At 41.9% G+C, this 21,319-nt stretch carries 20 protein-coding genes and 1 pseudogene; 12 read left to right on the top strand and 9 right to left on the bottom strand.

What is annotated here, in order from left to right:
• Positions 1-19: 19 nt before the first annotated feature.
• Positions 20-763, top strand: coding sequence for an SDR family oxidoreductase (locus ABIE66_RS24165; protein WP_370016583.1), 744 nt, complete (start codon positions 20-22; stop codon positions 761-763).
• A gap of 65 nt (positions 764-828) precedes the next feature.
• On the opposite strand, the gene ABIE66_RS24160 is transcribed toward ABIE66_RS24165, so the two are convergent.
• Together ABIE66_RS24160 and ABIE66_RS24155 are read right to left on the bottom strand one after the other, a co-directional pair.
• A complete protein-coding gene (locus ABIE66_RS24160) occupies positions 829-1,761 on the bottom strand; it encodes a YfcC family protein (protein WP_370016582.1) in 933 nt (310 codons plus the stop codon).
• Positions 1,762-1,765: 4 nt separating this feature from the next.
• A complete protein-coding gene (locus ABIE66_RS24155; RefSeq protein WP_370016581.1) occupies positions 1,766-2,281 on the bottom strand; it encodes a hypothetical protein in 516 nt (171 codons plus the stop codon).
• 419 nt (positions 2,282-2,700) lie between these two features.
• On the opposite strand from ABIE66_RS24155, the gene ABIE66_RS24150 reads away from it, so the two are divergent.
• From ABIE66_RS24150 to eutC, 6 genes and pseudogenes are all read left to right on the top strand, one after another.
• Positions 2,701-4,080, top strand: coding sequence for a sensor histidine kinase (locus tag ABIE66_RS24150; RefSeq protein WP_370016580.1), 1,380 nt, complete (start codon positions 2,701-2,703; stop codon positions 4,078-4,080).
• A 9-nt stretch (positions 4,081-4,089) separates the two neighbouring features.
• The gene (locus tag ABIE66_RS24145; RefSeq protein ID WP_289326676.1) at positions 4,090-4,674 is read left to right on the top strand and encodes an ANTAR domain-containing response regulator; all 585 of its coding nucleotides are present in this window, start codon (positions 4,090-4,092) and stop codon (positions 4,672-4,674) included.
• 146 nt (positions 4,675-4,820) lie between these two features.
• Positions 4,821-6,092 (top strand): ethanolamine utilization protein EutH, encoded by a 1,272-nt coding sequence (gene eutH, locus ABIE66_RS24140; RefSeq protein WP_370016579.1) that lies wholly within the window; start codon positions 4,821-4,823, stop codon positions 6,090-6,092.
• Between the two features lie 18 nt (positions 6,093-6,110).
• Positions 6,111-7,517, top strand: coding sequence for an ethanolamine ammonia-lyase reactivating factor EutA (locus tag ABIE66_RS24135; protein WP_370016578.1), 1,407 nt, complete (start codon positions 6,111-6,113; stop codon positions 7,515-7,517).
• Positions 7,518-7,535: 18 nt separating this feature from the next.
• Complete coding sequence (locus ABIE66_RS24130; protein ID WP_370016577.1) at positions 7,536-8,900, top strand: ethanolamine ammonia-lyase subunit EutB; 1,365 nt, start codon at positions 7,536-7,538, stop codon at positions 8,898-8,900.
• 32 nt (positions 8,901-8,932) lie between these two features.
• Positions 8,933-9,658: pseudogene (eutC, locus tag ABIE66_RS24125) on the top strand (ethanolamine ammonia-lyase subunit EutC); the annotation flags it as partial.
• Positions 9,659-9,979: 321 nt separating this feature from the next.
• Here eutC and ABIE66_RS24120 read toward each other — a convergent pair.
• Positions 9,980-10,705, bottom strand: coding sequence for a DUF4261 domain-containing protein (locus ABIE66_RS24120; protein ID WP_370016576.1), 726 nt, complete (start codon positions 10,703-10,705; stop codon positions 9,980-9,982).
• Between the two features lie 262 nt (positions 10,706-10,967).
• On the opposite strand from ABIE66_RS24120, the gene ABIE66_RS24115 reads away from it, so the two are divergent.
• Complete coding sequence (locus tag ABIE66_RS24115; RefSeq protein WP_289314697.1) at positions 10,968-11,687, top strand: YebC/PmpR family DNA-binding transcriptional regulator; 720 nt, start codon at positions 10,968-10,970, stop codon at positions 11,685-11,687.
• A 98-nt stretch (positions 11,688-11,785) separates the two neighbouring features.
• Here the strand turns inward: ABIE66_RS24115 and ABIE66_RS24110 are convergent, their stop codons facing one another.
• Positions 11,786-13,192 (bottom strand): polysaccharide deacetylase family protein, encoded by a 1,407-nt coding sequence (locus tag ABIE66_RS24110; protein ID WP_289326671.1) that lies wholly within the window; start codon positions 13,190-13,192, stop codon positions 11,786-11,788.
• A 184-nt stretch (positions 13,193-13,376) separates the two neighbouring features.
• Here ABIE66_RS24110 and ABIE66_RS24105 point away from each other — a divergent pair, with 184 nt between their 5' ends.
• Positions 13,377-13,892, top strand: a complete 516-nt coding sequence (locus tag ABIE66_RS24105; RefSeq protein ID WP_370016575.1) for an RNA polymerase sigma factor SigV — start codon at positions 13,377-13,379, stop codon at positions 13,890-13,892.
• Positions 13,877-14,746, top strand: coding sequence for an anti-sigma-V factor RsiV (gene rsiV / locus ABIE66_RS24100; protein ID WP_370016574.1), 870 nt, complete (start codon positions 13,877-13,879; stop codon positions 14,744-14,746). The genes ABIE66_RS24105 and rsiV overlap by 16 nt, the downstream gene beginning before the upstream one ends.
• Before the next feature lie 107 nt (positions 14,747-14,853).
• Here rsiV and ABIE66_RS24095 read toward each other — a convergent pair whose 3' ends face one another.
• Positions 14,854-15,078, bottom strand: a complete 225-nt coding sequence (locus ABIE66_RS24095) for a hypothetical protein (RefSeq protein WP_370016573.1) — start codon at positions 15,076-15,078, stop codon at positions 14,854-14,856.
• Positions 15,079-15,411: 333 nt separating this feature from the next.
• On the opposite strand from ABIE66_RS24095, the gene ABIE66_RS24090 reads away from it, so the two are divergent.
• The gene (locus ABIE66_RS24090; RefSeq protein ID WP_289326668.1) at positions 15,412-16,902 is read left to right on the top strand and encodes a peptide MFS transporter; all 1,491 of its coding nucleotides are present in this window, start codon (positions 15,412-15,414) and stop codon (positions 16,900-16,902) included.
• Positions 16,903-17,136: 234 nt separating this feature from the next.
• On the opposite strand, the gene ABIE66_RS24085 is transcribed toward ABIE66_RS24090, so the two are convergent.
• The gene (locus ABIE66_RS24085; RefSeq protein ID WP_251542998.1) at positions 17,137-17,409 is read right to left on the bottom strand and encodes a YesK family protein; all 273 of its coding nucleotides are present in this window, start codon (positions 17,407-17,409) and stop codon (positions 17,137-17,139) included.
• A 559-nt stretch (positions 17,410-17,968) separates the two neighbouring features.
• Between ABIE66_RS24085 and ABIE66_RS24080 the strand changes: the two genes are divergently transcribed.
• Positions 17,969-18,250: a hypothetical protein gene (locus ABIE66_RS24080; protein ID WP_370016572.1), complete on the top strand. Its 282-nt coding sequence runs from the start codon at positions 17,969-17,971 to the stop codon at positions 18,248-18,250.
• Between the two features lie 77 nt (positions 18,251-18,327).
• Here ABIE66_RS24080 and bioA read toward each other — a convergent pair whose 3' ends face one another.
• Genes bioA through ABIE66_RS24065 form a run of 3 tightly spaced genes read right to left on the bottom strand, consistent with a single transcriptional unit; the run spans position 18,328 to position 20,977 of the window.
• Positions 18,328-19,710, bottom strand: a complete 1,383-nt coding sequence (gene bioA, locus ABIE66_RS24075) for an adenosylmethionine--8-amino-7-oxononanoate transaminase (RefSeq protein WP_370016571.1) — start codon at positions 19,708-19,710, stop codon at positions 18,328-18,330.
• The gene (gene bioD, locus ABIE66_RS24070; RefSeq protein ID WP_370016570.1) at positions 19,707-20,414 is read right to left on the bottom strand and encodes a dethiobiotin synthase; all 708 of its coding nucleotides are present in this window, start codon (positions 20,412-20,414) and stop codon (positions 19,707-19,709) included. Before bioD ends, bioA begins: the two co-directional genes overlap by 4 nt.
• Positions 20,393-20,977, bottom strand: coding sequence for a biotin transporter BioY (locus ABIE66_RS24065; RefSeq protein WP_289326662.1), 585 nt, complete (start codon positions 20,975-20,977; stop codon positions 20,393-20,395). Before ABIE66_RS24065 ends, bioD begins: the two co-directional genes overlap by 22 nt.
• Between the last annotated feature and the right edge of the window lie 342 nt (positions 20,978-21,319).

Below are 21,319 nucleotides of genomic sequence, written 5' to 3'. Positions count from 1 at the left end.
AAAGAAAGAAGGGAAATGAATGGAAAATCGGTTGGATGGAAAAGTTGCAGTGGTCACAGGTTCATCAAGGGGAATTGGTCGCGCCATAGCGGAACAGCTTGCAGAATTGGGTGCAAAAGTGGTGATCAACTATTCAGGCAGTGCGCAGAAGGCATATGAAGCAGTGGAAAGGATTAAGGAGAAGGGCGGGGAAGCCGTCGCCATCAAAGCCGATATTAGCCAAGTTTCCCATATTGAATATCTCTTCGAAGAAACGGTCCAGGCGTTTGGGAAAATCGATATTTTAGTGAACAATGCCGGACTGATGATAAATAAACCACTTTCCGAAGCAACGGAAGAAGACTTTGATAAACAATTTGCAGTGAACGTGAAGGGGACATTATTCGCTTGCCAACAAGCCTTAAAATATATGGAGGTCGATGGCAGGATCGTCAATATATCAACCTCTGTAATAGGCCAGATGTTTCCTTCGTATAGCATGTATGCAGGTACAAAAGGGGCAGTTGAACAGTTCACAAGACATTTGTCTAAAGAGTTCGGGCCAAAACGGATTACGATCAATGCAATTGCTCCAGGTCCGGTCAACACAGAGTTGTTTAATGTAGGGAAATCGGAGCAGCAAATTGAAGGGATGAAAAAAATGAATGCCTTCGGACGTTTAGGTGAAACGGATGACATTGCCAATGTGGTTTCGTTTTTGGTAGGTGAACAAGCGCAGTGGGTTACGGGTCAGACGATTAGGGTAAATGGAGGATTCATTTAATGTAATTCAACTAAAGCAACGTAATAATCGTTGCTTTAGTATTTTGTAATATCATTAATTTGCATTTAACCATTCCAGTGAATTGTTTGAGCGATGACCAAGAAAGCGCCCGATAAGAGGAACCAGATAAAAAACAAGGGTAGGTAAAAGCGCACCCATTTTTGCCAGGCGACTCCTGCTAAGGCAAGGGTGGCCATGAAATATCCAGATGTTGGATATAATATATTGCCGATTCCATCTGCCAGCTGATAAGCTAACACGGCTGTTTGTCTTGTAACGCCGATGATGTCGGCCAATGGAGCCATGATGGGCATGGTAACTAAAGCCTGACCGCTGCCGGAGGGGATTAAAAGACTACATAACATTTGTACAATAAACATGCCAAGGGCGCTAAATACAGCGGGAAAGTCGCCGACAAGATTGCCGAGACTATGAACGATCGTGTCCATTACTTGACCATCCTCCATAACAACAGCGACAGCTCTTGCAATACCTACAATCATGGCACCTACCAAAACTTCTCGAAATCCGTCATTAAATCCTTCGCAAATTTCCGTTAAATTTAACCCGGCAACTAAACCGACAACGATTCCCATGATTATGAAGAGTCCTGCCATTTCCAACATAAACCAACCCTTTGCTAAAACGCCATATACGAGTAGAAACAAGAAACCGACCGTTAAAATTAATGAAATTTTCTGTCTTTTATTCACCTTATATATTTCAGATCTGGGCTTATTTAAGTATAGCGTCCGCTTGGGTTGATCCTCATCAAATACAAAACTAGACTTTGGATTATTTTGAACCTTTTTAGCATAACGCATAATGTAAGCCGTCCCTGCAGTAACAAAAATGATAAAAGCGATAATCCTTAGCTCGATACCGGAGTATAGGGGAAGACCTGCGATTTTTTGACCTAACCCAGTGTTAATGGGATTAAGAAAGCCAGTCATGAATCCAGCGGTAGTTGCGACTAAAGCTACAGAGACGGCAACCATAGAATCAAATCCTAAGGGCAATCATTAGGGGGAGGATGACAGGTACATACACTAAACTTAATTCCTGTGTTCCGATCAAACTGCAAATAATTGCAAATACAACTGTCAGGATAGGAATTAACATCATACTTTTTGTTGAAAATCGCCTAGCTAATCTATCCACTCCCATTTCAATAAGTCCTGTTTTCCGAAGTACAGAAAATATTCCTCCGATGATGAATGTAAAAAAAACAATCTCCCCTGCGGCTACTAAGCCTTTTGGTATAGCTGTCATGAAGTCTACTGGAGAAATAGGTGATTGTTCAACGAGTCGATAGGAATTTGGATCAATCGTCAATCGATCCTCAGGACCTGGAATTCGCTCATAAACACCAGCAGGAACGAAATAAGTTGCAATTGCTGCAAGGAAGATAAATACGAATAATATGACATAAATATGTGGCATATTAAACTTCTTTTTTTTGAATTTAGTCACTTCATCGATACTGACAATTTTTTTTGAATCATTTTCTAATGCCATTATTTTTCCCCCATCATCTTTAGTTTATAAGCATGTCCTTCCAGGTATTATGAATAAGAAATCGATATTTCACGTTTCGTGTTATGTTAAATAACGTTGAATGTATCTATTTATTACATATTAATTTAATGATAATGGATTGTCATTGTTCATATTCACTAAAATTAATTGGACAAATTAGATGATATGAATAATTCGAAAATATAAGAGATGGAAAAATAGTTCGTTGAACAGAAAAGCAATTTAGTTAAAAGGACTAATCTAGGGTGATTTTTTATAGGGGAATACTATTTAAAAATATCGCTATCTAATGTTAGAATACATTACATTTGAATATTTTGAATATTGACAAAAATAGGGGCGGTATCTATAATAATCAATAATAATATCCATGAATAAACGTTATTGGGGTTTTGCCTATGGAACGGACAACTACAATTACTGTCCGAGAATTATGTGAGATGCATACTCACCTACTGGACAAGGATATTCAAATTCTTGAAAACCTATCAACGAATTTATCGTTGATAGCCAATTTGAATAAAGCGAATGTCTTTATTGATTGTCCGGTGCGTGAAGGGAAGCATGCCATAGTCGTGGCAGAGGCAAGCGCATATTCCGTAAAATCGGTTTATGATCATCCGGTTGTCGGGAAATTTGCCTATGAGGCCTTCGAGCCGGCAGTATTTTATGTATTGCGCACCGGAAAGGAGATGTTCGTGAATCGGGCATTGACTCAAGAGGGAGCAATGGTCCAGCAAAGTGTCGTTCCGGTCAAGGGAGAATGCAATCGGGTCATAGCCGTTTTGATCATGGAAAAGGTGATTCAGGAAGAACCTGAAACTTCAAATCAGTTTGAAAGGCAAGATCAACAAAATTCCTTAGTTCCTGAATTCATCGAAGAGTCCATTTTCCTGATCAATAACCAGAACCGACTTGTTTATACGAATCCTGCTGCCATTAATCTAGTAACGGAAATAGGTTTGAGGGACTGTGTCTTGGGGGATTCAATTTTCGATTGTTTTCCTGACTTTGCCGATGTTCTTGCTTCAAAAGAAGAGATTTTAATGAAAGAAATGAATATTGGTAAAAAGACTTTCCAAATTAAGAAATTCCATTTAGGCAACAAGAATTCCGATGAAACATTCATCATCATCCGGGATCTGACTGAACTGCGGGATAAAGAGAGAGAGCTGATTAGCAAGTCAGTAGCCATTCGTGAAATTCATCATAGGGTGAAGAATAATTTGCAGACTGTTGCCAGTTTACTTCGGCTGCAAATGAGGATAGGGGCCCCTGAAGAAAGCAAGCCCCATTTATTGGTCAGTTTGAACCGGGTGTTAAGCATATCGTCGGTTTATGAAATCATTTTGGCAAGCAGCCATGCGGATCACGTGGATTTACTGGAGCTTATTAAGAAAATAGGCGATATGATCGTTTATACGGAGGATCATACCCGTAACGTCCTAAGCATTGAATATACGGGTGAGCTTCATTCCATTGATTCCGACATTGGCATTTCCGTCGCGCTGGTGGTGAATGAGCTGATTCATAATTGTGTGAAGCACGCTTTCATGGAAGGTACGGAAGGGAAGATTACCGTATGCTTTCAAAAGGATGGTTCTGAATTGGAGATTCAAGTAAGAGATGATGGCATCGGCTATTCGCCGGCAGTGAAACCTTCTTTGGGGCTGGATATCATCCGCATGACGGTGGAAAATGATTTGGATGGGGAGTTTTCGATTCATCGGATTAAAGAAGGTACCCTGGCTTCTGTGAGATTTCCATACAAGAGGTAGGTGGGAGAAGTGGTCAAGAGGATTTTGGTCGTTGAGGATGAATCGATCGTTCTGCTTGATATAACGATTATGCTCAAGGATGCAGGCTACGATGTGGTTGGACATGCACGTGACGGCGAGAAGGCGGTTGAATTGGCACATGCTTTACAGCCGGATCTCGTTTTGATGGATATAAAAATGCCTAAAATGAATGGACTCAAGGCTAGCGAAGTGATATCCAATACCTTTCAGATACCGGTCCTGCTTTTAACTGCATTCAGCCAGCGTGAATATATCGACGAGGCGAAACGGGCGAATATCGTCGGATATCTTGTAAAGCCAATAACGGAGGCGAATTTGATTCCGGCAGTGGAGATTGCTTTACTGCAAGCGGCCAATGCAAAAAAGTATCAGGAACGAAATGCTCAATTGGATGAAACGCTCACAAATCGTAAAGTCATTGAAAAGGCAAAAGGAATTATCATGAAAAGGAAGAAAGTAACGGAAGAAACCGCTTACAAAAAGCTGAGAAGGTTGAGTATGGATAAGCAGCTTTCCATGGAGACAGTGGCACGCATGATCATTTCAAATGATCAAAAACAAGTAAATAGATGAAGCAATGGCGCTTTGATGGACCAAATTGGTTATAGGTAGGCAATTCTACTGAAAAACCTAAGTTTGGGCTATAAGAGGCGTCTTTTTTTATACCCTTTTTTAAAAGTCGATAGGCCAAATCAAATCGGAATTCAGGGGGAATATGTATGGAGATGGTAGGTAAATTCGTTATTTATATCATTATGGTGTGTGCTGTTGTTGGTGCTTTTGCATCGATTAAAGACAGTGAGCGAGGGTTGGGCAAGCAATTCATGGAAGGTTTGCATACCGTTGGCCATATATTCATCCCGGCGGCTGGAATCATGGCCTCAATCCCATATTTATCATGGTTCATCGATACAGTATGCGGTCCGGTTTTCGCTGCAATCGGTGCAGATCCCGCCCTTGCTGCAACCACGATTTTGGCAACGGATATGGGGGGCTACCAATTGGCTGCCGAGCTCCAGGAATCATATGAAGGTTGGATCATGGCGATGATTGTCGGATTCATGTCTGGAGCAACGATCGTATTCTCGATTCCAATGGGACTTGCCATGTTAGAGAAGCGTGATCATAAATACATGGCTCTTGGTGTCATGTCAGGAATCCTGACGATTCCGATTGGCGCTTTCATCTCAAGCGTGCTAGTGGTGGCAACGAATTCGAAAATCCGCGAAGTTATTTCCACGAATGCGGATTCTACATACGAATTCGCGTTGAGCTATTTGAAAATTGCCCTGAATCTTTCCCCCCTTCTCATTTTTGTGGTATTGCTTGCGTTAGGTCTTTATTTCCTGCCGGATTTGATGATCAAAGGTTTCATGTGGTTTGGGAAAATACTGGATGCCGCGATTAAACTCGTACTTGTGTTTTCAATCGTGGAAATTTTCACCGGACTGTTTTCCACTGTATTTGGTGCTTGGGGATTCCATCCGATCATGGCCGATAAGGCAGACCAGTTCCGTGCCCTGGAAACGGCGGGGTATATCGGAATCATGCTGGCAGGTGCTTTTCCAATGATTTACCTGATTCAAAAGTATGCAGGCAAGCCGCTTGAAGCGATGGGCGGGAAAATCGGATTGAGCAAAGCGGGGAGTGCAGGGATATTAGCCACGGTAGCCAATATATTGGCGATGTTCAAACTTGTTAAAGATATGCCGCCGAAGGATAAGGTCATAAACATTTCCTTCGCTGTGTGTGCGGCCTTCCTATTAGGCGATCATTTATCTTTCACAGCCAACTTTCAGCCATCCTTAATATTACCGATCATTGTAGGCAAGCTATCTGCCGGTGTTATTGGAATCGGTCTTGCTTACTGGCTGTCCGTTCCGAAAGCTTTGGAATTGGAGGAAAAGGATCGTGCAGCAGGAGTTATCGGCATAAATGAATATAAAGGTGAAAACAAGGAAGAAGATGGAAATGAAATCCGAGTGGTGTAAAACTGAGGTGGAATTCTAATGAATGAACAGGTGGAACGAATCATCAGTGCAGGAATTGATATTGGCACCAGTACGACGAAACTTGTTATCAGCGAGCTTTCGCTTAGGAATGTGGCGGGTGGCGGACAGGTGCCAAAAATCGAAATTACCGATAAGAAAATTCTGTATCGAAGTCCCATTTTCAGGACCCCGCTTTTATCCGATACGGTAATTGATATACCTGCCGTTCAAAGGATGGTGGAAAGTGAATATCATCAAGCCGGAATCATGATGGAAAACATACAAACAGGGGCTGTCATCATCACAGGGGAAACGGCAACCAAACAAAATGCAGAAAAAATGGTACACCAGTTATCCAAAGCGGCAGGGGAATTCCTTGTAGCGGCAGCCGGTCCGGATTTGGAGGGAATCATTGCCGCCAAGGGATCCGGTGCCTATCAACATTCCATTGAGACAGGAAAGACAATTGCGAACATAGACATTGGCGGGGGAACGGCGAATATTGCCGTATACCGTTCTGGCATGCTTTGTGGAACTTGCACACTGCATATAGGAGGCCGTTTGGTTGAATGGGAGGGAGCGAAGGTGAAGGTTGCTCCTTCAATAGGAAAATGGCTGAAATCAAAGGGGTATTCTCCTCTGAATGGTGATGGGGCAATCATCGCAAATGAAATGTCGAAGGTGCTTTTGCGGTTTCTGGCTGGTTCATACACAAACGAAGATAAACTCCTTTTAGTGGGGAAGGAGCCATCGTGGACAGGACGAATAGATGGGTTAATGTTCTCGGGCGGGGTCAGTGATTGCATTTATCATGAAGAACGGAAGGACAAAAGCTTCCGGGATATCGGCATGATGCTTGCAACCTCTATAAAGGAAAATGAAGGATTGGCTGCATGGGAGTGGGAACAGCCCGTTGAAACGGTTCGGGCGACTGTCCTTGGAGCCGGCGCACATACAACTGAAATCAGCGGTGCTACCATCGAGGTGAATGATTCCCATCTGCCAATTCGTAATATCCCAGTCTATCGGCTCGATTTTCAAGGCGTGCTGGATGATGGAGCCGAGAGAATGAAACAAGCTGTTCAGGATGCGATCACGATATACGATCCCCAGCATGAAGGCCTTAATTTTGCCTTTTATTTAACGAATTTGCCTTATCTATCATTTCGGGACATTCAGCAGCTCGCAGTCGTTTTTACCGAGGCTTTGAAGCAAAAACCGAATCAGCAGCAGCCTCTGATCATTGTCATGGATAGTGATTATGGGAAGGTGCTTGGTCAAACATTTCTAGCGAATCAACCAGATCTGCCGGTCATCTGCATTGATCAGACACAAATGGAACATGGTGATTATTTAGATATAGGAAGGCTGCTGCGGACAGGGGTCGTTCCGGTTGTCGTAAAAACGCTAACCTTTCACAGTTAGAAAAAGGAGGATTACACGATGAAATTATCCACTCAATACTTTGGGGAAATCCATCAATTCAAATCGTTGAAAGAAGTCTTGGCCAAAGCGAATGAAGAGAAATCAGGAGATAGGCTTGCGGGAATTGCAGCAGAATCGGTCCAAGAGCGGATTGCGGCGAAAGCGGTGCTTAGCGAATTGACTTTGGCAGACATTAGGAACTATCCCTTACTCTCCCCAGAAGAGGATGAAGTGTCACGGGTGATAGATGGTCTCATCAATGGAACCATCTATCAATCCGTAAAGAATTGGAGCGTTGCCGAGCTGCGTGAATATATTTTAAGTGACGAAACGACGGGAGAGGATTTAAAGCGAATAAGTAGGGGGTTGAATAGTGAAATGATTGCTGCTGCCGCCAAGCTGATGTCGAACCTCGACCTCATTCATGCAGCCAATAAAATTGAAGTGCTCACCAAGAATAATAGCACGATCGGATATAAAGGAACGCTTGCCTCGCGCCTTCAGCCTAACCACCCGACAGACAATGTGGATGGCATGCTCGCTTCTTTAAAAGAAGGCCTCTCCTATGGAATCGGGGATGCACTCATTGGAATCAACCCTGTCGATGATTCAGTCGAAAGCGTAAAGCGGCTGCTTCATGCGACACAGGATGTCATCCAGAAGTGGAACATCCCGACCCAAAATTGTGTGCTTGCGCATGTGACCACACAAATTAAGGCCGTACAGCAGGGGGCACCTGCTGATATGATCTTTCAAAGCATAGCCGGAACCGAAACGGCCAATCGTTCTTTTGGAATTAATGTTCAATTGCTCGAAGAAGCCAATGAGGTGGCAAAGGCCTATGGGACCGGAACAGGTCCACAGCATCTTTATTTTGAAACGGGGCAAGGCTCCGAGTTATCGGCGGAAGCGCATTTCGGAATCGATCAGGTGACGCTTGAAGCGAGGAACTATGGATTTGCCCGCTATTTTGATCCGTACATTGTCAATACGGTCGTCGGATTCATCGGACCTGAATATTTATATAACAGCAAGCAGGTAATCCGCGCCGGGTTAGAAGATCATTTCATGGGAAAAATGCATGGACTGCCGATGGGAGTCGATATTTGCTACACGAATCATATGAAGGCGGATCAAAATGATATCGAGGACTTGGGTGTACTTTTAACTGCGGCTGGCGTGAATTTCATCATCGCAACTCCGATGGGGGATGACTGCATGTTAAACTATCAGTCTTTGAGTTACCACGATATAGCGACTTTGAGGCAAACGATGGATAAGCGGCCTGCCCCCTTATATGAAGTTTGGCTGGAGAAGATGGGGATTATGGAAAACGGCAAGTTAACGAAGCGTGCAGGTGATCCAACGATATTTAACCATTAGGAGTGGATGATATGGGAATGAATAATAAGGAAGATTTGGATGCTTTGATGGCGAAAACCCCTGCGCGGATAGGGGTAGGCAGATCGGGAACACGGCCGAAAACGGATTCTTGGCTGAAATTCCGTTTTGACCATGCAGCAGCTGTTGATGCTGTATATGGTGAGGTCAGTGAAATTCTGTTGAAACGCTTGGATTTATTCAAGGTGAAAACGAAGGCCGATGATAAGGAAGTCTATCTGCGGCGTCCGGATTACGGCAGGAAGCTTTCGGATGAAGCAAAGCGGGTGATAGAAGCCAAATGCATTAAGGCCCCTACGGTTCAGATCATCATATCCGATGGCTTAAGTGCCAAGGCGATCGAAGAAAATATGGAGGACGTCTATTTATCTTTCAAACAATCCTTGGCAGTGGCAAAACTGGATACAGGTACCCCTTTTTATATTGAAAAGGGCCGGGTTGCCGTGATGGATGATATCGGTGAAATCCTTGGACCTGAGGTCATTGTCCTGTTGATCGGTGAACGGCCTGGTCTCGTCAGTGCTGAATCATTGAGCGCTTATATTTGCTATAAACCTCGATTGGGCACAATTGAAGCAGAGCGGATGGTCATTTCCAACATCCATAAAGGCGGGATTCCACCCGTTGAAGCTGGAGCACATCTTGGCACGGTCATTCAAAAGATCCTCAAATACAAAGCGAGCGGCATGTCCCTCGTGAAGAAAGAACATGACGAAGAAAAGCGTGAAAAACTCAGTTGAAAAAATAAAAATGGAGGAGCGAATTACTCCTCAGAGTTTGTCGGTAAAAGTGGGGAGATATGGTCTCATCCCGAACCAAGATTTTAAAACAAGACTAGATTATCCTTGAAGTTTTTTTATTGTAATCCTTATTGGATAGAAGAAATTTGCGACACTCCTGCCGAAAAACTGGCTAGCAGAGACCCCGCTAGATGCTTGCGGCGAGGAAGCTTGGCAGACAGTCGGCGGAAAGGGAGCAGATTTCTGAAATCAATAAAAAAACTGTAGGCAAACTCGCTTTATTCGAATTTGTCTACAGTTTGGGAGGAGCGAATTGCCCCACTATTTACTTGTCCCTAAATTCCACAATCCAAATGGGTTATAGAAGGGATGGTCTTCTTCGTATCTAAAGTCCTGAAGGCCCGTCAATATGAAGTGGGGTGCGTCTTTTTGTATGCTAAAGGTTTCGCCATTCTTAAAGAGAGGCTGTTCACCTACATGGTAATAATTGAATGTGTTAAGTAGAGCAGCCGCCTCTTTCGGACTCATTGTGTTAAGTGTCACGGCATCCGGAAGACCAAAAGCTTTCATTCCGAAAGAACAATAATAATCCTCTTCACCGATGATCGTGACAAAATGGGCATATACCGAGAGAATATCGGGGCTATGATGAAGTTGTTGCCAATCTTCCTTTGAATGGGCAATGCCAGCTGTTTCTATTTTCACTGCCATTCCGCCTGCCCTAAGGATTGCTGCACCGGCATCGATCAAATCTGAAACATTTCCAACATTGGATATATCAGCAATTATATAAACGGTAAAGGTATGGTCATTGATTTCCGCTAATAAACTCTCTGGAAAGGCGCCTTTACTGGCGTAGGAAAAGGTCTCTGTTAAAGTGGGTTCATAATCCTGGATCTCCGCCTGAAAAGTTATGTTCTTATCCTTGTTATGAAAAATATTCCCGGCTAACAGATACCCTTCGCTTTGGGAGGCTACCGTTTGAATCAATTCTGTCCGGTCCTTCCACTTTCCGGGTATCCCGATGATGATTTGGTTTTCCGTCATGAATCATCTCTCCTTTCCAATCACTTCATACTATACCACTCTTGATGTATTCCGTAGTATTTTATAATATATGGCGCCAAACCGTCGATTTAATGCCAGTGGTTGATGTGCAGACTTTTTCAAATTTATACAATTGATGTATAATATAATCTAGTAAACGTACTGTCTATCTTTAAAGGAATTCCCTTAATGGGTTTTCTCTTAGAGCAGTATCTTAATAATCAATTCGTATATATTCAATGATGAAAGAGAGTGGAATATAATGGGTCGTAAGTGGAATAACATTAAAGAAAAAAAAGCGTCAAAAGATGCAAATACAAGTCGGATTTATGCTAAGTTCGGACGGGAAATATATGTAGTGGCGAAACAAGGTGAACCAGATCCAGAATCCAATCAGGCATTAAGGGTCGTACTTGAGCGTGCGAAAACGTACAATGTTCCGAGAGCGATCATTGACCGTGCGATTGAAAAGGCAAAAGGCGGTTCAGAAGAAAGCTATGACGAACTTCGTTATGAAGGATTCGGTCCAAATGGTTCAATGGTCATCGTGGATGCATTGACAAATAACGTGAACCGGACGGCATCTGATGTACGTGCCGCGTTTGGGAAAAATGGCGGGAATATGGGTGTCAGCGGATCTGTTGCTTATATGTTCGACGCAACGGCTGTAATCGGGATTGAAGGTAAAACGGCAGATGATGTGCTTGAACTGCTCATGGAAGCGGATGTTGATGTACGTGACATCATTGAAGAAGAAGAATCGGTCATCGTTTATGCTGAACCTGAACAATTCCATGCTGTGCAACAAGCATTCAAGGATGCAGGAATCACCGATTTTACAGTGGCAGAGTTGACTATGCTTGCACAAAATGACCTTACCCTGCCAGAAGATGCACAAGCACAATTCGAAAAAATGATTGATGCATTGGAAGATTTGGAAGATGTTCAACAAGTTTATCATAATGTAGACCTTGGTGAATGAGAAAACAAGCAGACCTTTGCTATATGATCAAAGGTCTGCTTATTTTATTTGAATGCAAAGAGCCTGTTTCGAATCACGAAACAGGCTCTTTCTTTTGATTATTCATTTATGGTGATTCCGGAAAGTTCACGATCTTTTTTTACCTTTTCCAATTCCGAAATTGTGACCAGTTGATAACCTTGGTCATGCAGTTGTTTGATGATTTTTCCTGCAGCCTGGGCGCTAGTTTGATAGATATCATGCATTAATATGATTCTGCCATCTTTGGCTTTGCTCATCACTTTGTTTACGATTTTCTTTTCATTGCGTTCTTTCCAATCTTCTGGATCGACATCCCAAAGTGAGACTTTCATATCCTCCATGTGTTCACGCACATTATTGTTAATCGCTCCATATGGGGGACGGACGAGATTTGGCTCAGTACCTGTAGCTTTTTCTACAGCGTCTTGGGTCTTTTCGATTTGATCTTCGATTTTGTTCTTGCTTAAGCGCGTCAGCTGCGGATGATCCCATGAATGGTTGCCGATCTCATTTCCTTGCTGCAGCATTTTTTGCAGAACTTCCGGATAGTGCTGTACGCGGCTTCCAAGCACGAAAAACGTCGCGTGTCCATCATACTTTTTCAGGTTTTCAAGAATGGACATGGTATAACTTGGATGCGGCCCGTCATCGAACGTCAAGGCAATGACCTTTTTTGAAGGGTCGATCCATTCCTTTTGCACGGGCAGTTTGGCGACGATATGTTTCGGCTGCCATTCCTTTACACGATCCTCATTCAAATCTTGACTTTGATATGAATCTAGCAAACTATCTTTAAAAAGATCCTTCTTGATGGCTATTGTATGGGTCTTAGTTGAATCATCAGTCTTAACGTAGAATATGAGCGTATTTTTCAAGACTGAAAAAGAATTGAAGTTGGCTGCCTTCAGTTTGTTTTCCTTTTTAATGAGACTGTTTGAAATGCCTTCTTCTTCCTTCTGCGTTAACTCTTCAAAAACAATATCGGATAAAACGGATAAATAATCAGTATCCGTGGCAAAGATGTCTTCTATAGAGAGCTTTTGCTGAGATGGAATATCATAAGTGAAGATCTGGGTTCCAGACTGTTTCTTTCCTTCCACTTGCTCATATTTATCGAAGGAAATCGTAATGGTCTGTTTGCTGAAATGGAGGATCGTATAGGTGAGGTTAAGCTCGGAAGCTTTTCCGTCGGATGCTTTCCATTTCTTTTCATAATTCTTAATTTCTTTCTTTATGTAAGCTTCTAGCTGCTTGTCGATCTTTTCTAAATGCAGAACAGGCCTGCTGGCTGAATACCCGCCTTTCGTATTATCTTTCACATACGTTTGAATATCGGCTTCTGGGTAATTTTTATCAGTTGTATAGGCCGAAACGGTTCTTTTCTTATCAAAAGCAAGGCTTTTAATGGCTAACCCCATCGTTCCCACAGCAGCTGTTAGACAAAATAGAAAAATAAAGACTTTTTTATAATTTAATTTCCTCATGATGCACTCCACCTCGATAATCATTCTACTATATAGACGCGCCAAAAGCCTTAAAAGTTTGTAAATATTTTCATTTTTTATATAAAAATATTTCCTTGATCAATTTCAAACTTTTATGGCTGCATGAACGTCTATCCTTTGTACCTAGGATACGTAATTTAAATGTAAGGAGCTCTATCATGCAATGAAAAATCTAGATATGAATCAATTAATAACGGACCGGATAACCGAACGGCAGGAAAATTTGTACAGACTTGCTTTTTACTATGTCAAAAATCAAGAGGATGCGCTTGATATCGTGCAGGAATCGATCAGGAAAGCGCTGGCCTCCAGCAGCAAAATAAAAGACGCTGCTTCTATAGATAGTTGGTTATATAAGATCATCGTCCGAACGGCACTTGATGTTTTGCGAAAGAAAAAGAAGCTGACCGTCGCCGATGACGAAACAATAGAGTACTTACGCAGCGGTGAGGAAGATCACTACGCTGACCTGGATTTGCAAAAGGCCCTTGAAGGACTTTCGGTCAAGTATAAAACGGTAGTCGTCCTTCGTTTCTTTGAGGACCTGAAGTTGGAAGAGATAGCGGAAGTGCTGGAAGAGAACGTAAGCACGATTAAAACGAGATTATATAAAGCGCTGCAACTATTGCGGATCAACATGACTGAACGGGAGGAAACGAAAAGATGGAAAAAAAATTAAAAGATCTACGGGAAGAGTATCTTAAAACACCGATCCCAAAGGAATTGAAAGATGTCGTTCAAGCCGCCTTGAATGAAAGGCCAAGGAAGAAGCCAAGGGTTGGCAGGAATATCCTGGTGTCAGCGGCTGCAGCGCTTCTGATTGTGACAGCTTCCGTAAACATCAGTCCGGCAGTGGCGAAAGCCATGAGTGATATTCCAATAGTCGATAAGGTCATTGATGTGATCACCTTCGTCGAATGGAAAGAAGAAGCGAATAATTCCTCGGCAGTAATCAAAACACCTGCTATATCCGGTCTGGAGAATAAACAGCTTGAAAATAGCTTGAATGATAAATACTTATCGGAAAGCAAGCAGCTCTATAAGGAATTCTCGGATTCCATGTCAAAACTGAAGGAAGGCGAAAAGGGTAATATCTCGGTGGAAAGCGGGTATGAGATATTGACGGATAATGAAACGATCTTATCCGTACGGCGTTATACGGATAAGATCCAGGCTTCCAGTTCTACAGAAAGTCAATTCGATACAGTCGACAAGAAAAACGAAGTGCTTTTAACGTTAAATAGCTTATTTAAAGATGATCGTTATCTCCAGGTGATCAGTGAGAACATAAAGGAACAGATGAAGCGGCAGATGGCTGAAGATCCGGAAAAGATATATTGGGTCGAAGATGATGATTTTACTGCTTTTAAATGCATAGATGAAAACCAAAACTTTTATATAAACGAAGATGGCAAGCTAGTCATCGCCTTTAACAGCTATGAAGCTGCCCCGGGATATATGGGGGCCGTCGAGTTCATCATCCCGACAAAGGTGCTAACAGATCTTCTTGTGGGCAATCAATATATCCATTAAAACGAACTTATTTGTAAGGTGCATTAATCATTCTTATGACGGGCGGGATGGTTTTAAAACAGGGACCCCACAATGCCCATAAGAAAGGACGAACCAACGTTACTTGATTACAGTAACCTTGGCTCGTCCTTTTTTTCATCGAATTTCATCTGATCCAGTTCCAGCCTCATTTTTTCCGTCTCCATAAGAAAGTTTGCATGTTTAAGTTTTTCAAGTTCCAATTCATCTTTGAGCATGTTGTGTTTGGTTTTTGACTGTTTTTCGAAATGGGTTGTCAGTATGCCGAGTATAGGGATGGAAAAAATCATCACGACGGTTATGATACCGAGCATTATTGTGCCTCCTCATTTTTGTGTTATTTCTATTATACGGTGTCTATAACGGTTTTGGTTGGGGTTTTGCGTTTTCCTTTTTGGACTTTCATTTAATTGGTAAATGATTACTAATGAGGTATTAAACGTAATATCATTCGTAAAGTTAGGGCAATATATCATTGATGGTGTTTCCTATTGGATGGTGTTTTTTTCCGGATGATTCGCAGTGTTACTTGCAGGGTGAAAAGCCATTATTATTTACTTTGAAATTAATTATTTAAATATACTAAATATTTGTTTACAATAGAGAAAATAAAATGTTATTATACAATAATAAAAGGAGGACTGGGTATGGCAACGATAAATAAACAGAAAATTGTGGATAGTGTACCTCAAAAAGGTTTTTTTGGAAACCCCAAAGGACTATTTACCCTTTTCTTTACTGAGTTCTGGGAGCGTTTCTCCTATTATGGCATGAGAGCCATTCTTGTTTACTATATGTATTATGAAGTTTCTAAAGGGGGACTAGGACTTGATGAAACCACAGCCCTTTCCCTTGTATCCATTTACGGATCTTTAGTTTATATGTCCGGTATAATTGGCGGATGGCTTGCCGATAGGATTTTCGGGACCTCAAAAGCCGTATTATACGGTGGTATCTTGATCATGCTCGGGCATATTGTCCTTGCTGTACCAGGCAATCTCTCCATGTTCTTTGTTTCCATGGTACTCATTGTTCTAGGTACTGGTTTATTAAAACCGAATGTTTCCAGCATTGTCGGTGAAATTTACGCGGAAAACGACGAACGCCGGGATTCCGGTTTCAGTATATTCTATATGGGTATCAACATGGGTGCATTCCTTTCACCACTCATTGTTGGTTCAGTCATGAACTACAGCTTTCACCTTGGGTTCGGCATAGCCGCAATTGGTATGTTAATTGGACTCATCGTCTTTGTTGCAACAAAGAAAAAGAACCTGGGTCTGGCTGGAACTCTTCCTGCTAACCCATTATCACAGAATGAAAAGAAAAAAGTATTCACTAAATTGGGGATAGCTGCACTTATCATAGCTGCCATCATCGGCATCACTGCCACTAAAGGCATCTTAACGATTAAAACCTTCATTAATCTTGTAGGTATCCTAGGGATCGTTATTCCGACCCTTTATTTCTTTTTCATGTATCGCAGCCCTAAAACAACTTCTGTTGAACGTTCACGCTTGATTGCCTATATTCCTTTGTTTATAGCAGCTGTCATGTTCTGGGCGATTCAAGAGCAAGGTGCAACAATATTGGCAAACTATGCAGATAAAAGGACACAGTTGAATTTTGCTGGAATAGAAATAAACCCGGCATGGTTCCAATCTTTGAACCCTTTGTTCATCATTACCCTTGCACCAGTATTCGCATGGTTATGGATTAAACTAGGAAAGCGTCAGCCGACCATTCCTCAAAAATTCTCAATAGGTTTATTGTTCGCCGGTTTATCATTCCTGGTTATCCTGCTTCCTGTTTATTTCGGTGGATCAGACGCATTAGTCAATCCACTATGGCTTGTACTTAGCTATTTCCTTGTAGTACTTGGAGAGCTTTGCTTATCGCCAGTTGGACTTTCTGCCACTACCAAATTGGCTCCAGCTGCATTCTCGGCACAAACGATGAGCCTGTGGTTCCTGGCAAGTGCAGCAGCACAAGCACTGAACGCACAAATCGTTAGATTCTACACACCTCAAACCGAAATGGCTTATTTTGGAGTGATCGGTGTTGCTTCAATCGTCCTTGGACTGGCCCTGATGGCCTTATCACCAAAGATTCAAGGTTACATGAAAGGCATTCGCTAACACTTAGCAAGCATTAAAAGAAATAAGCTAATAAGAAAAAAAGAGCATCCTTTATAGGATTGCTCTTTTTCCGTTGTAAGAACCTTTTCCTTTTTTGTTTTTAATAATACGGTTGGAGGGGTCAAACGCCCAACGCATTCAGCTATTTGTCATTTCACCAATGTTTTTTTTTGTTTTAATCGTTTTAGTGCTTGTATATATTCCTGTTTTCATAGATTATCCGAACTAAATGGACTAGCTTTGCACACCTTTGTTTTTACTCGCAATTATTGAAGCCACAATTGCAAAGGGAAGTAAAAAGAAAGCCAGTATTCCATATCCAGCTCCTTCAAACCCTCTGATGTTCACAAAACCAATGTAAAACAAAATAATTGACGCTATAACGGTTAATACGCCTGGTAAAAGCCTTACAAATAAAGATAAATGTAATTTCCTAAACCACCACGCCAAAAGTATTACTAACATCCCAGGGACACAAGCAACCAGGAGGGGAAATCCCAACATCATTTTGTAACCTCCTTAAAATCATTATGTAAATAATACCATAATTAGCAAAATTTCTCTTTTTTTATTTAAGGAGTGAAAAAGACAGCAGGAGGTCACCTTCTTGGATGTATGAGGGAGGAAAACAAAAAAGTCAAACGTAAAGGTGAGGTAATTTAAATTCTTAATATTTGTGTACAAACAAATTTCACTTACATTAGTGATCGGCCTTTTTCTTATCAAAATCTCCAAATAGCCAAATAAAAAGTAAAATAAATGCTACGAAATAGAATGCATATCCTAAATTCCCTGACCACTTTATCGGTTGGCCACTGAAGTATTGCAGACCAGAGTTAGCAAGAAACATGAGTATGATACCCACTATAGAACTTATGAAAAATCTTTTCTTTGTTATCGCCATACTGCAAATCCACTCCTTTGCTTATCCAGTTTACAATAAATATCCAATCATTTACATCAACATTATTAAAATTAGTCCATTAATGGTGCGTAATGAAGAAGCGGATAGGGATGAATGTTATATTTATAACGCACTCGATTTTTCAAAAGACAGGAGGTAAAAATGAAACGTTTACTTGGAATATGCATATCCATGCAAATGACTTTCGTGCTGCTTTTCATCTCGGGGATTACTCCAAAGTTGAATTCCTATGTTGGTGCCAGCATTTATTTGATCATTGGGTTTGCAAGTCTGGTGATCAGCTTATATTTAGTAGCTAAGAAATTTCATTTGGGCATTTCGTTTATTGCAATCATCTTTTCATTGCTTATCATTTGTTTCACCATTTTCATTTATTTCTTGCCTGAAGCCGGGATGCCGCCGGAAATCCCTTTGTTTGAATAGGTGACTTCATCCAAAATTCAAGCGAAAAAAAGGGCATCCCATTGAGGGTGCCCTTTTTAATTCTACATCTTTTTGAATCAGTTTGCTGCTGGGATCAATCCTTTATGAATGGAGACTTCCTGAATGGCACGGTAGACGGTTTCGACCATGAAATCGAGTTCCTTTTCTGACATGGAAAGGATCGGCATCATCGTGATGACTGGACCAAGTTCCCGGATGATCAGGCCATTTTCCCGTGCTGTATGGATGATTCCGGAAACGACATTCTCTTGGAGGGTGAACGTTTCTTTTGTTTGGCGGTCTTTAACGATCTCCACTCCAATCATGAAGCCGCGCTGGCGGATATCGCCGACTATCGGAAGTTCGTATAGTGCTTGCAGTTTTTCGGATAGGTATTTTGATTTTTTCTGGATGTCTTTAATGAGATTGCGGCTTTCCATTAGCTCGATATTCTTCAGGGCCAGTGCACAGGCTAGCTGATTTCCTGTATAGGTGTGGCCGTGATAGAAGGTTTTATGTTCTTCCTGTTCTCCCAAGAAGGATTGAAAGATCTGCTCATTCATGATGGTTGCTGCGAGTGGCATATATCCCCCAGTGATCCCTTTGCCCATACACATGATATCAGGAACGACATCTTCCTGTTCGCAGGCAAACATTGTACCCGTTCGACCGAATCCAACAGCCACCTCATCACAAATTAAGAGGATATTGTACTTTCTGCATAATTGTTCGACTTCTTTCAAAAAGCCTGCCGGATGGGTTATGATGCCTGCCGCGCCCTGCACAAGCGGTTCGATGATCAATCCTGCAATTTCCTCTGATTGTTCTTGCAGTAACTTCTCCAGCTCCTTCAAGCAATGGTTTTTCACTGCTTCTTGATCTCCATACTCAGTCATGTGATAGGCATATGGTGAAGGGGCGGAAATCCGTTGAAATAAGAGTGGCTTAAAGATTCTATGGAATAGATCCATTCCGCCAACACTCACGGCACCGACAGTATCGCCATGGTATGCTTCGTCAAGGGAGATGAATTTGTTTTTATTCCGATACTTGACGGGATCGATATTCTGCCAATATTGATAAGCGACTTTAAGGGCGATTTCCACAGCAGCAGATCCAGTGTCAGAGTAGAAGACTTTCGATAAATGACCAGGAGTGATCTCTGCAAGTTTTTTTGCCAGTAAGATCGATGGTACATTTGCAGATCCCAGCAGCGTGGAGTGCGCGACTTTATTCACTTGTTCAATAAGGGCGCCATTTAATTCCGGCTCGTTATGCCCGTGCACATTCACCCATAATGAAGCATAGCCGTCCAAATAGCGTTTGCCATCCACATCAATCAAGTAGCTGCCTTCCCCGCGCTCGATGATCAGCGGTTTACTTTCCCGATACGTTTTCATTTGTGTGAACGGATGCCATACATATTCCTTATCCCATTGCTCTAAATCCTGACTGTTCATGCTTGGAACACCTCTTTCAGTTGTTGGGTATAATCTTGATCACCAAGTAAATCAAGGATGCAGATCCTCAAGTCTTTTCTAACATCCGCCAGTGTTGGGATGCAGGCGAGGCCATTCAGCCCTGTCAGCTTTTCAATGGTTTCGATATTGTCTTTATGAATCCGATCCTCTGACCGGTAATGGTTATACAAAATGGTTTTCACGCATATATCATGGATTTGGGCATACGAATGCGTCGTCACGACATTATGAATCGCCCCTAAACCACTTGTAGATACGAATACGACAGGCATGCCGCAATCTCTTATGAAATCCGTCGTCATATAGAAATCGTCGGATCGTTCAATGAGCGGGACAGCCAATCCGCCAGCACCCTCGACTAATACGATGTCATACATTTCCTCAAGTTCATGAACCCTTTCCACGACTTTCTTCTCATCAATTTGCTTTCCGGTCAATTTAATCGCCAAATGTGGGGAGGTTTCAGGTTCCAGTGTGTAAAACCCTGATTCCTTTACACCGAGTTCCTGCTCAAACCAAGATATGTCCGGGTATGTATTGTTTTCCTCATTGATTCCAGTTTGAAATGGTTTGAATATCGTGACGCTTTTTCCCAATGTTTGAAGAGACAGATAGAGTGCGCTCGTGACGATGGTCTTTCCAATATCCGTGCCAGTTCCGGTTATAAAGTAGGCTTGGCCCATGGATGATTCAGCTCCTTTAAGTTTATATATCTTGCAATGCGCGGACGTACTTGTTGAATGATGACAGCACATAGAATGCACAGCAGTAGATCACCGGGTACAGGTAATAAGAAGCCGTAAAGAATCGTTTGGTTGATTGAAAGCGGCGTTTCCACAATCCACTTCATTGCACCATACAGCCAGATGCAGCCGAAGAAGTAAACAGTCAGTAAAGAGGCGGCATTAGCAAAGAATATGGAACGAATCGTGGTGAGGGAAAACCGGTTGATCAGCCATCCATTTACATAGGCTCCCAGTATATATCCGAGCAAATAGCCGAAAGTGGGTTTGAATATATAGCCGAATCCCCCGCCTTCAGCAAACACGGGTACCCCGATAAGTCCGATCAAGACGTAGCATAGCTGACTGAGCAATCCAAGACGGGGGCCCAATAATGCGCCTGCCAAATAGACTGCCAGAATTTGAAGTGTGAATGGTATGTAAGGGATAGGTATTTTAATAAAGGCGCCAATTGCGGTTAACGCGGTAAAAAGGGCCACATAAGAAATCGTCCTTGCTTTCAAGGTTTTCACCTCCTTTTTTAGAAATGATAGGCGAAATGCTCACTATTAGTTTGCCTGATTTCCATTTTATATGTCAACTAATTTATTATTTAGTTAACATATAAAAACCATACGTTCACAGGTTTTAATGGACAGACTAGTAAAATATTGAAAAAAGACCATTGAATAATATTTTGTTTGTATGTTATTATTCTATCGATATGTTAACTTAAAATATTTTAGGTTAACAAATTAAAAGTTCTATTTTCGGGAGAACTATTTAGATCACTTATTGGCATGTTTCCAGGCATTGTTGATCTTTCGGTGCTCATTATGGTTGGTGTTGCACGTTCTACCGGCGGG

It is taken from the genome of Peribacillus sp. B2I2 (genome assembly GCF_041261685.1).
Classification (GTDB): domain Bacteria; phylum Bacillota; class Bacilli; order Bacillales; family DSM-1321; genus Peribacillus.
Note: the sequence above shows the minus strand (reverse complement) of the source record. Positions and strands in the feature narration are given on the sequence as shown.

Bases quoted from the DNA above. Each gene is read 5' to 3' on its own strand.
- ABIE66_RS24135 (WP_370016578.1), top strand. From the start codon at position 6,111: ATGAATGAACAGGTGGAACGAATCATCAGTGCAGGAATTGATATTGGC.
- ABIE66_RS24095 (WP_370016573.1), bottom strand. From the start codon at position 15,078: ATGCTCGGTATCATAACCGTCGTGATGATTTTTTCCATCCCTATACTC.
- ABIE66_RS24085 (WP_251542998.1), bottom strand. From the start codon at position 17,409: ATGATGTTGGGATTTCCCCTCCTGGTTGCTTGTGTCCCTGGGATGTTA.
- ABIE66_RS24165 (WP_370016583.1), top strand. From the start codon at position 20: ATGGAAAATCGGTTGGATGGAAAAGTTGCAGTGGTCACAGGTTCATCA.
- rsiV (WP_370016574.1), top strand. From the start codon at position 13,877: ATGGAAAAAAAATTAAAAGATCTACGGGAAGAGTATCTTAAAACACCG.
- ABIE66_RS24090 (WP_289326668.1), top strand. From the start codon at position 15,412: ATGGCAACGATAAATAAACAGAAAATTGTGGATAGTGTACCTCAAAAA.
- bioD (WP_370016570.1), bottom strand. From the start codon at position 20,414: ATGGGCCAAGCCTACTTTATAACCGGAACTGGCACGGATATTGGAAAG.
- ABIE66_RS24150 (WP_370016580.1), top strand. From the start codon at position 2,701: ATGGAACGGACAACTACAATTACTGTCCGAGAATTATGTGAGATGCAT.
- ABIE66_RS24115 (WP_289314697.1), top strand. From the start codon at position 10,968: ATGGGTCGTAAGTGGAATAACATTAAAGAAAAAAAAGCGTCAAAAGAT.
- ABIE66_RS24155 (WP_370016581.1), bottom strand. From the start codon at position 2,281: ATGGCATTAGAAAATGATTCAAAAAAAATTGTCAGTATCGATGAAGTG.
- bioA (WP_370016571.1), bottom strand. From the start codon at position 19,710: ATGAACAGTCAGGATTTAGAGCAATGGGATAAGGAATATGTATGGCAT.
- ABIE66_RS24160 (WP_370016582.1), bottom strand. From the start codon at position 1,761: ATGGTTGCCGTCTCTGTAGCTTTAGTCGCAACTACCGCTGGATTCATG.
- ABIE66_RS24120 (WP_370016576.1), bottom strand. From the start codon at position 10,705: ATGACGGAAAACCAAATCATCATCGGGATACCCGGAAAGTGGAAGGAC.
- eutH (WP_370016579.1), top strand. From the start codon at position 4,821: ATGGAGATGGTAGGTAAATTCGTTATTTATATCATTATGGTGTGTGCT.
- ABIE66_RS24080 (WP_370016572.1), top strand. From the start codon at position 17,969: ATGAAACGTTTACTTGGAATATGCATATCCATGCAAATGACTTTCGTG.
- ABIE66_RS24105 (WP_370016575.1), top strand. From the start codon at position 13,377: ATGAAAAATCTAGATATGAATCAATTAATAACGGACCGGATAACCGAA.
- ABIE66_RS24110 (WP_289326671.1), bottom strand. From the start codon at position 13,192: ATGAGGAAATTAAATTATAAAAAAGTCTTTATTTTTCTATTTTGTCTA.
- ABIE66_RS24130 (WP_370016577.1), top strand. From the start codon at position 7,536: ATGAAATTATCCACTCAATACTTTGGGGAAATCCATCAATTCAAATCG.